The organism is Streptomyces poriferorum (genome assembly GCF_019399235.1).
In the GTDB taxonomy this organism is placed as follows: domain Bacteria; phylum Actinomycetota; class Actinomycetes; order Streptomycetales; family Streptomycetaceae; genus Streptomyces; species Streptomyces poriferorum.
Map to the genome: position 1 here is coordinate 1 of NZ_JAELVH010000634.1, position 775 is coordinate 775.

Annotated in this window: 2 protein-coding genes; both read left to right on the forward strand. The window is 69.0% G+C overall.

Annotated features, from left to right (window positions below):
- On the forward strand, nt 1-549 hold a 549-nt coding region (locus JGS39_RS40155; protein WP_236066169.1), incomplete at its 5' end, for a helix-hairpin-helix domain-containing protein.
- Nucleotides 546-775, forward strand: a 230-nt coding sequence (locus JGS39_RS40160) for an RNase adapter RapZ (RefSeq protein WP_308121019.1), incomplete at its 3' end; no start/stop codon positions are given. The genes JGS39_RS40155 and JGS39_RS40160, both read left to right, overlap by 4 nt.

Consider the following 775-nt stretch of genomic DNA (forward strand, 5'->3'; position numbering starts at 1 on the left):
GCCGAGCCCCGTGAGGACGACGGCCGGCCCAAGCGGTTCGCCTACCCGCCGCAGCTCCTGGTGGTGGACGGCGGGCAGCCCCAGGTCGCGGCGGCCAAGCGGGCCCTGGACGAGCTGGGGATCGACGACATCGCCGTCTGCGGTCTGGCCAAGAGGCTGGAAGAGGTCTGGCTGCCCGATGACGACGACCCGGTGGTCCTGCCCCGTTCCAGCGAGGGCCTCTACCTCCTCCAGCGCGTCCGCGACGAGGCACACCGCTTCGCCATCACCTACCAGCGCGCCAAACGGGCCAAGCGCATCCGGTCCGGCCCCCTGGACGCGGTCACCGGACTGGGAGACACCCGGAAACAGGCGTTGATCAAGCATTTCGGCTCCGTGAAGAAGCTGAGGCAGGCGACAATCGACGAGATCTGCGAGGTTCCGGGGATAGGCCGCAGGACGGCGGAATCAGTGGTTGTCGCCCTCGCCGCGGCCGCCCCGGCCACGCCCGCCGTGAACACGGCCACAGGAGAGATCATTGAAGAGGACGACGGGGGCAGCACGACATGACCGAGCACGAGAATGAACACGGGCACGACCGCACAGACCGAGCAGACGGAGCAGCAGACGTGAGTACGGGCACCCCGATCGAGACGGGCGACAGCGCGGCCATCCCGGAGCTGGTGATCATCTCCGGAATGTCGGGCGCCGGCCGCAGCACGGCGGCCAAGTGTCTGGAGGACCTCGGCTGGTTCGTGGTCGACAACCTGCCGCCCGCGCTGATCCCCACCATGGT